The organism is Myxococcus sp. CA039A, assembly GCF_013336645.1.
Lineage (GTDB): Bacteria > Myxococcota > Myxococcia > Myxococcales > Myxococcaceae > Myxococcus > Myxococcus llanfairpwllgwyngyllgogerychwyrndrobwllllantysiliogogogochensis.
Window position 1 is genome coordinate 1 of record NZ_JABUMQ010000834.1, and the last position, 394, is coordinate 394.

Sequence of the window (394 nt, forward strand, 5' to 3'; positions counted from 1 at the left end):
TGGCCAAGTCGCGCATTTGACGCACCCGAATCTCGGCGCGCCGCGATACGCCATGCGCACCCCCGAAGAGTGGGCAGCGTACAGGGCAGAGATCGCCAAGCGATAGCAACCAAACCGGGCCACGCGCCTGCTTATTTCGGGAAAGACGATACGGTCGACGACGTGGAAGAGAATTAACGCAATTCAGGACAACCAGAAAGGACTCATCATGCGTAAAGAGAGCAAGATTGTTGAAACGGTCGGCGAACTGCGGGCCTACATCGAAGGCGTGCCGGACGATGTGCCGATTGGCCGACTGACCAACGGCCACTACCAGGTCTATAAGGTAGGAGATGTTGGTGCGTTCCTGGGTCAGTTGCCTGTCGGCAGGCCCGGCGAGGAAGTTCAGCAGGTC

At 58.6% G+C, this 394-nt stretch carries 1 protein-coding gene; it reads left to right on the top strand.

Translation table 11 applies throughout. The features are described 5' to 3' along the window. Nucleotides 1-208: 208 nt before the first annotated feature. Nucleotides 209-394 (top strand): hypothetical protein (locus tag HR086_RS47830; RefSeq protein ID WP_174469007.1); only part of this gene is annotated, 186 nt, incomplete at its 3' end.